Annotated in this window: 6 protein-coding genes; 2 read left to right on the forward strand and 4 right to left on the reverse strand. The window is 35.0% G+C overall.

All coding sequences use genetic code 11. The annotated features are described in order from the left end of the window. Positions 1 to 530: 530 nt before the first annotated feature. Together BUC12_RS19400 and BUC12_RS19405 are read left to right on the forward strand one after the other, a co-directional pair. A complete protein-coding gene (locus BUC12_RS19400; protein WP_062184969.1) occupies positions 531 to 827 on the forward strand; it encodes a type II toxin-antitoxin system HigB family toxin in 297 nt (98 codons plus the stop codon). Positions 828 to 844: 17 nt separating this feature from the next. After that, on the forward strand, positions 845 to 1240 hold the full coding sequence (locus BUC12_RS19405; RefSeq protein WP_062184972.1) for a helix-turn-helix domain-containing protein: 396 nt from the start codon (positions 845 to 847) through the stop codon (positions 1238 to 1240). Positions 1241 to 1335: 95 nt separating this feature from the next. Here the strand turns inward: BUC12_RS19405 and BUC12_RS19410 are convergent, their stop codons facing one another. From BUC12_RS19410 to cas9, 4 genes are all read right to left on the reverse strand, one after another. Then, positions 1336 to 1563 carry a hypothetical protein gene (locus BUC12_RS19410; RefSeq protein WP_062184975.1) on the reverse strand — a complete coding sequence of 76 codons (228 nt, stop codon included), beginning with the start codon at positions 1561 to 1563 and terminating at the stop codon, positions 1336 to 1338. A gap of 346 nt (positions 1564 to 1909) precedes the next feature. After that, positions 1910 to 2215 (reverse strand): CRISPR-associated endonuclease Cas2, encoded by a 306-nt coding sequence (gene cas2 / locus BUC12_RS19415; protein WP_082141958.1) that lies wholly within the window; start codon positions 2213 to 2215, stop codon positions 1910 to 1912. A gap of 42 nt (positions 2216 to 2257) precedes the next feature. Continuing rightward, the gene (gene cas1 / locus BUC12_RS19420) at positions 2258 to 3196 is read right to left on the reverse strand and encodes a type II CRISPR-associated endonuclease Cas1 (RefSeq protein ID WP_062184981.1); all 939 of its coding nucleotides are present in this window, start codon (positions 3194 to 3196) and stop codon (positions 2258 to 2260) included. After that, positions 3193 to 7659 carry a type II CRISPR RNA-guided endonuclease Cas9 gene (gene cas9, locus BUC12_RS19425; protein ID WP_062184984.1) on the reverse strand — a complete coding sequence of 1489 codons (4467 nt, stop codon included), beginning with the start codon at positions 7657 to 7659 and terminating at the stop codon, positions 3193 to 3195. The genes cas1 and cas9 overlap by 4 nt, the downstream gene beginning before the upstream one ends. Positions 7660 to 8667: the final 1008 nt, after the last annotated feature.

Below are 8667 nucleotides of genomic sequence, written 5' to 3' on the forward strand. Positions count from 1 at the left end.
AGTATGTCATTTTCGATTACAAATATAGGAGTAAATTTGATATAACAAAAAAGGACTGATAAAAAAGTTTCTTTTTTCTTCTCGTAAAATGTTAATTGTTTGATGTAAATTGCTGTTTTGTAGGTGTTTATATGATTGGCTGTTTGCCTGTTAATGTTGCTTTTTTTTACCAAGAAAATATCCTATTTATAGGAATTTTATTCTGTAGAGCGATTTTTATGCCTTGGTCTGTTTTAGTAGTGGTATAAGGAAACCTTGCTTTGGCTTCTTCTCAGAATGAGGATACGGGAACTCCCTTATGAGACAGCTAAGTTGATAAGTAAAAAGGAGGAAATTATTGATTTATAGATATATATGTGGTGTGTGATATTATGCTATTTATTAATCGTTTTTGGTACAACAGATGTGGTAATATTTTTCGAATAAACAAAATATCAGAGAAAATGTGATTCCGAATTTCAAAATATGTAAATTGTTTTGTTTTGTATTTTGGAATATTTGCCCTATATTTGTGTAAACGATGAAGGAATATGAGAATTTTCGTACAAAAAACAATAGTCGATTTTTATAATGAGCATGCTGATGCAAAAACAGCCCTTCAGGATTGGTATATAAGAACTAAGGAAGCGGAATGGAATAATTTTGCAGAAATGAAAAACACATTCAACAGTGTTGACTTGGTAGGTAATAAGAGATATGTATTTAATATAAAAGGGAATAATTATCGACTGGTTGCCATAGTCCTGTTTGTTCCTAAATATGTGTACATTCGATTTATCGGTACACATGCAGAATATGATAAAATAGAAGATTGTTCGCAAGTTTAAAAGAAAGGAGTATAATTATGAGACATATAAATAGCGAAAAAGAATACAATGCACTGGTTAACCGTGTGAATGAGCTGCTGGAAGTAGTGAGTGATACTAATTGGGATACTTCACCCGAAGCCGTGGAGCTTGATATCCTTTCCTCTCTGATCGAGGAATACGAATCAAAGCAATATCCCATTGAGTTACCATCACTGCCCGATATTATTAAGTTTCGTATGGAAGAAATGAAACTAAACCAGGTACAGGTAGCCGAACTATTAAATGTAAGCCCTTCGAGAATCAGCGAATATATTTCAGGGAAGACCGAACCGACATTGAAAATAGGCAGGGCATTATGTGAAAAGCTTGGTATCAGTCCAAGTATTATTCTGGGAGTTACTCCATCAAATTTATATAGGCAAGTCGTTTAATTCGAAAAATCCCAGACCGTATTTTTACGTTTTGGGATTTTTTTATTTTAAAAAGTAAAATGTTAGCCCTGAAACTATGTTTCATTTTCCATCCTCTAAATTTGGGGATGAATTTTTTTTCTTTTAGAGACAGCCCAATCAGAATACAGATCTTGATATGTTTCTTCTTCTTTCATCTTTTCTGCAGTTAGCTCTTTGTAAGGAATATATGTTATAAACATATCTCTGTATTCAGGATCATCAAACTCTGATGTAAAAGTTGAGTTGAGAGTACCAAAACTCGCTGATTCATAACTATCCCAATCATGAATAGTTTCTTTCAAATGGTTTTTAATAAGATTGTGGACTTTTTTTTAATTGATGTATATGATAGTAAAGATATAGTAGTTGTGATAAATAATAGTTTTTTCATAAAGTGTAGTTTTTTATAATTTATTCTGGGTTGCTGATTTCAATTTTGTGTCTTAGTTCCTTGAAATACAGTGGATGATATTCGAGACTTATTAGAAGCTATGTTGTGATAAGCTTTCAATTTTGTATCTTAGTTCATTGAAATACAGTAGAGCGACACATAATTCACTGTATATCAACAACTATTACAAGTCTTTAGGATTTCAAAAATGATGTATTTCAAATAAAAATCCCGATTTCGATTGGGATTTTTCATTCTTAGAAGAGTTCTAGTTGTTGCCCTTCTGTTTTCTTGGCTTCAGAACTTCTCCCATAAAATAACTCCATCATTCCAAATTGCTTGTCCGTTATACACATTATTCCTACACGTCCCTTCTCGGGTAAAAACTTTTTAACCCGTTTGATATGCACATTTGCATTTTCCATACTCATACAATGGCGAAGATAGATTGAGAACTGAAACATCGTAAATCCATCCTTTTGTAGATTTTTACGGAAATCGGCATATACTTTCCGATCTTTCTTGGTCTCGGTAGGAAGATCAAACAGTACTAAAACCCACATAATCCGATATTGATTTAACCTATCCTGTTGCATAACATGATATCACATTACAAATTCAGGATATTTTATTTTTCGTAATTTTCCTTCAAAACATTGTACCAATGAAGATGTAGTTTGGCTTACTGCGACCATCAAAGGGCTCTTTCTTCCATTAATCATTACATCAATAATCGGTATTTGTAACAATTGTGTTTTTATGGTCTGTGATAACTCTTCAAAAATTTCTCCACTATCTATAATAGTGAGCACAATTGCATCGACAAAGGGACGATAAGGTTCCATAATATCGTCTGCCAGACAATAAGCGTTGTATCGGTTATGATGGTGTATCCCTAAAGTAGGCAACAATCCACTGGAAACCAGCGAACGTGCCACAACTGCGCGTAGAATAGCATAGCCATAGTTAAGCAGATTATTAGGAGGAGATTCTTCCCTACCCCTCACAAAGTTATCTATTTGCGGAAAAGCTTCTTTCCAGTAATAGGCAGCAGCCCGTGCTTCGTAATTATCCGGATCACCACTTTTCACATCACCTGCCCAATATTCCATATTTCGAATATTACATGAACGGAATTTCCGCAGAACATCAGCTTGATTCTTTATTTTTGCTTTGATCGTTTGCTGCCAAAGGTTCTTTTTCAGAGGATCAGTAGCCTGAATTTGCGCACTGAATTTTTCGGTCTGTGTTTTATTTCCACATAGCGGAAGCATCAATCCAACCGGCATGCGGTTACTATTGCAAGTGATAAGAGCCGTATTATTTTCGAGTAGCATCTCTATCAGCCCATGTGTCAGGGTGATTTGCTTATGATCTAAGACAATAACACCCAAATCCTCGATAGGGAAAGTTACCTCGCTGTTTTTTTTGAATTTTTCGGGCAAAGTGTCGTTCTTTTCAACCTCGGGCAATTTCACGACCAACTGGTTGTTACGCATACTCAAGTATGTCGGGTTACCAAAATAGAGTGTCTTTTTAATCATGGCATCAAAAGGTTAATATTTCCCAGACGATCAATATTTAACTTTACACATATTTCTTTTATCATTTCACCCGTAATGCCTCTCTCCATCTTGTTTAAAGGGGAGAATTCAACTTTATTTACTATTGGATTTGCTACATTTTGACAGATAAAGAAGCATTGATTTCCCGTACTACTTACCATTTTATATATCCTGTCTACTTTAATATCTTCAATATTCCATTTAATGCCACTTACCAATTCCTCTTCCGTTGGCACATAAACCAAATCGTTTGGTGACAAATGAAACAGCAATACATGTCCTTTTTCATTCCTTTCAGGGACAGTACTTAAACCTTGTTTTAACCTTTCTACCACAACGTTTAAGGCAACAGTTTCATACGAACGATTACCTTTGTCATCCGCATAAACAGCAAAAAATAAGTTCGTCCCTTTTGCCGCCTCAACATATTTTGCCTTCTTATTTCCTGTATATCCCACTTGGAATTTATTACCGATTGTTTCATACACTCGCACTTTACGGATTGGCTGATGAGATTTACCATCATTGAAGGCAGTAATATTTTGGTTCATCTCCTCGATACCTTCCGGAGAGAAAGCCAGTTCCGGTTTATTATCCTTCGTCACTAAATAATTCAGAAAAATCTTTTGTATTCCGCTATCTGCTACAGATTCTTTTATAAATTTTTCTGTAAATGAAATATCTAACGATTTCCTCACAGCAGCATTCTCTGTTTCAAAATAATAAATTTCCACTTTGGAAACATCTGTTTTCCCATAAAGATATTTCCTGTCTTTAAAGTGTTTGTCGATTTTATCTGGTTCAAATTTTCCATATGTTGCACTGATTTTCCGAATTTCATTTCTAAATTCTTTATCGACAATGCTTTCTAAGTTTTTTAAAGCTTCACTCAATTTTACTTTTTTTATTTTCTGTAACGAGACTTTAGCAAATACCGTATCCTTGTGTAGAGGCTTCCGGATTGCCCAACTGTCGCCTTTCGCTTGCGATTTCAGTATCTTTTTCCCGTTTTCATAAGTCTGATACTTATTGATAGTTTTGTTTATTACCCGCAAGTTTTGCTTGAAGCTAACAACTATTTTCTCCAGCTCATTCCGGGCATCAGTAGTGAAACTATCCCATGGTTTTATAAATTCTTTAGGAATTTTCCGTTCCACTTGCTTATTGGCTTTCTTATCAAAATAGGAAATTGGCTCAAACAGTCTTAATTTCCGCTGCAAATCATATCGTGAAGTTTCAGATTTAGCATACTGATTATTTAATAAATTCACGTGATCTCTTGTAGCACAGGCAATAGCCAAAGCATCCATCGCATGATGACGGTGATCGATACGTTTCTTTTGAAATCCTTTCGACAATTTTAAAGGAACAGTTGGCAGGAATTTCTGGTATTGCTCGTTCCAAGAGGTAAATGCAGTACTATTGGTCAACTGGTTCATTCGCTCAAAACGTGAGATAATTAAGCTATTCCAAACAGCATCCAGCCCCCAGTCACGTTTTAAAATGGTGGTTACATTACCAGTACAAACCACAATATTTTTTGACGTAACCTCCTGTTCCCCTTCTTCACGAACCACATTCGACAATAGTCCTTTCACTGCCTTACTGATATATCGCGTATCGTTCATTTGACGGTCAGTAAATGATTCGGGGATATCCTCTAACAAAAGTTTAGTACGCTTCGAACGGCTACTTGCATAATTCTCTTTTACAAAGCTTTGGTAATCTTCTTCTGAGAAGATCTCGACTACTTGTCCTAATCCTAATTGTACTTTCTCTCCATGATGTTCTTTAATAAACTCTAATCCAAGTTGGTTATCCTTCAAACGATTCACAGCAGCTTCACATATCACCTTATTACTGAAACTGTCGTCAAAATAGCGGCTTTGCGGAATAATATGCTCTATCTCATATTCAGGAGTAAATAATTTGCCGAGTGGAATAAACTGTCCTGTATAAGGCGAACGATATTTTTGTTCCAGCCACAATTTATAACGTTGAAGTTCCGAACTTGTAGGTTGTGCTGTTTTGCTTATTTTCAGAATATCATCGGGAACCTCGATATCAGAATTGATGATACCATCTTCATAAATCTTCAATAGCTCCTGTTGTACAGGAGAATAAGGACGAACATTATCCACATTCAATTTTCCATCCGAGTTTTCTTTTAATTCTATCAACAGCGCTTTGATGCGGAGATTGGTATTTTCATTTTCCGTCATTTGCGAAGTAAGACGTTCCCGTTCTTTTGCTGTTTTTTTCATTTCACGTCCAAGTTCGATATGGATTTCGGAAATATCTCCGAATTTTTTCCAGATATCTCGTACCACTCGTAATGTTTCTGTAATTACCTGTTCTACAATAGGGTTTCGTAAGGAATGTTGTTTAAATTCCTTTAAATAATTATCTATATCCTGTGGCGTTTTCCAATAGACAGCATCGTTTGCTTCGGAATGACGATCATAAACAATATATTGAGCCAGCCATAGCTGCAAACCCTGAAAATCGTTTTCGTAGATCAGGTTTATAGCTTTCTCTCGCACACGGTCTTTTATATCCGTATCGTACTCTCCAGTAAGGATTTTATCTATTCGACCTTTGGTTTTTATATCTATGGCATCCCAATTCCAATATTCACCCAAGCGCATCAATGGCAAAAGCTTTTTAATAGCTTTCTCAGAATATGTTCCATATTCGCTCTTGAATGGTGGAAATTTTTTGAAGTTTTCTACGAAAGAGGTTTCGTTCAAATAGTATTTTCTGGCAAAAGAAGACAAAGCCTGCTCATATTCCTTTTTATCTGTTACCGAATAGATTATATGCCATAAGCCTAGCTCTGTTTGGGCTGTTAAGAAATCAGCCGGAAGCTTTTCGACCTTTGCTAATCGTGTTTTTATCTGTGCTCCGGTTTCATTACAGGGATAGGTTTTATCTTCTACAAAATTCCAGCGATGGGTCTTTTCTGAAAGTTTAAAATACTTCAGTAGAGCTTTCTGGTCAATTTCTTTCCGGCTATTCAGAAAATCAAAAAGATTTTTCTGATCATTAACACTTGTAATAAATTGTGAAGTAAGATCTGAGTCAACGTCTTTTCTGTATATTTTGAGATTATAAATCCACTGCCAAAGGCGAAACTCCTGGTACAATGGATGAGATTTTGGAATGGCTTTCAGGTATTCTTTAACCTCGTTCCCGTCTTTATCTTTATATTTCCTAAATTCTAAAGAACAGTTTGAAATAGATGATTTCTGGCTCTTAAGGGGACGTTGATAGAAAATAATATCGTTAATAAACAAATGGACAAAATCTTTTTTGCTCAGAATAAACTGATGCGCTTCATTACTACGATACAATTCTCTAACACAATCATTGTACAAATCGTCCGAAAAGAGCTCGGGTTGTAACTCAATCTGCTTTTTCAATATAGCAATAAGTTCTTCTTTATAAAACTTACGTTCGATGGTACGGACTAATTTACCTCGTATTTTTTGATTTGGATTTGATAGAAGATTCTCATATATATATGTGCCAACTGTTTTCCGGGAATATTCAATCTCTGCTTCTGTTTTCTTTTTCAGCAATGTCCAGTCATCTTCACTTGGTGCACGGAATGATCGCCTTTCATTCCCCTCTTTGTCTATTTTAACCGTACCATCATCATTCAGGTCGGTAGTAACAATGAAATCCCTAATTTTATCTTTCCAGTCAAATAACGGATTCTTGCTCGATCTGCGATAAATCCAACCATTTTCCAATTGCAGTGAATACCATGTATCACCTTTACTATTGGGCTTTTCATCTGCTTCAACTTCAATAATTTTCAGAGAGTGAAATTCTACTAATTTATTTGGATTTTCTTCCTCTTCTTCGCCTCTCAATTGATAATATCCACGCTTTTGGTTGAAGTTCAGGATAATCCAAGCTAGCTCTTCTTTTTCGATTTTTTGAGTTAATGCCTTTTTACGCAGATAATAAATTGTCCAATCATATGGAATTTTTGTTTCCTTTCCATTCGACTTTGTATAAAACATGGAAGGATTCTGTTGCCTAAAATCAGCCACCATCTCCTCAAAAGATTTTTTGAAGAGAAAATCACAATTGTTATAGGCTAGCTTCGGTTCTGTTTCGTTTACAAACTGCCCTAAACGTTTTTCAAAATCAATATATTTCTTATAATGTTCAGGCAGGAAGCCTAGTATATGCAGAATGCGGTGTAACCGTTCGCGGCGCAGCAAATGTCTTTCCCTTAACCGCCTTGTTCCTCGAAATCCAGTTCTTTCTGCTGTCTGCGAAACGGAATTCCCTTTGTCGAAGTTTCCCAAAACATCCTGACTCATCGGAATAATCCGACTACCCATGCCTAATATTTTTTGAGCATCTTTATCAACCAGCGCCCATCCAATGCTGTTTGTGCCTAAATCCAGACCTAATATCTTTTTCATACAAAAAAATTTGTGTTTTTAAGGTTATGTAAAATGCATGAGATCTTTACATTATAAACTTTTAATTAAGATCACATTTCACAACAATCTAATGCTTAAAGATAAATTATTTTTAACAAATCCTTGGATTCTTCGAAGTAAAAAATTATTTTTGCAAAACAAATTGAAAGCTTATCACAATAAGGATTATTCCGTTGTGAAAACATTTAAGGCGGGAAGTAATTCTCGCTTTCTTTTTTATGAAGCTTTTATGGTGGTTTGTTGAGTAAAGGTTCCTCAGTAAATAGTTTTTTCACGTTAAAGCTAAAATTTGAGATATTTTGGATGTTAGGATTAAAAGATTCATAAATACAGATATTTTATAAGAGATTATATTGTTAGCTGATTATTTATATCTTTTTCACATCCTGCGATTTATAGTATGTTTTGAGATTGAACCAGAGAAAGGGCTGTATCAATTAATATGGAGTATATTCTAAACTCTTGATGATATACTCAATAATATCAGCTATTACTCTTTTTTTCTACATACTTCGAGTAACGCTTCTTTCTGTTGTTTGGCGAAATTTTCAAATTTAGATAGCATTTCTTCGAATATTTTTGCATTAAAGGCAGGGCCAGCGATAAGAATCGTAAGGGAAATAGATAAGAAACAGCAAAGTGCAATCCCTGCACCTTGCTGCGAAATATTGTTGGTCTGTGCTCAGGTAGCTGTTTGAATAGTATCAGTTTAAATAAACAACGAAAACAATGACTCTACACAACACAACCTACTGGACCAACAAAAGTGGCTAAATGCACATGATATATATTACGTAGAACATAAAAAGATTCCAGATGTTTCTGTCTTAAACAGAAGTTCATTAATATCAGATAATCCCCGCGAGGGGAGTGTCTTGTCATGCCATTAAAGATTTATTTTACAACAAAAATGATATTAATATAATCGTCGTAATCGGCTTTCCCTATTACCGTATAGTTCATAACCCCGTTAGCACTAATACTATT

Origin of the sequence: Indolivaga macrotermitis (assembly GCF_900128985.1) — a bacterium.
Classification (GTDB): Bacteria; Bacteroidota; Bacteroidia; order Bacteroidales; family Dysgonomonadaceae; genus Dysgonomonas_A; species Dysgonomonas_A macrotermitis.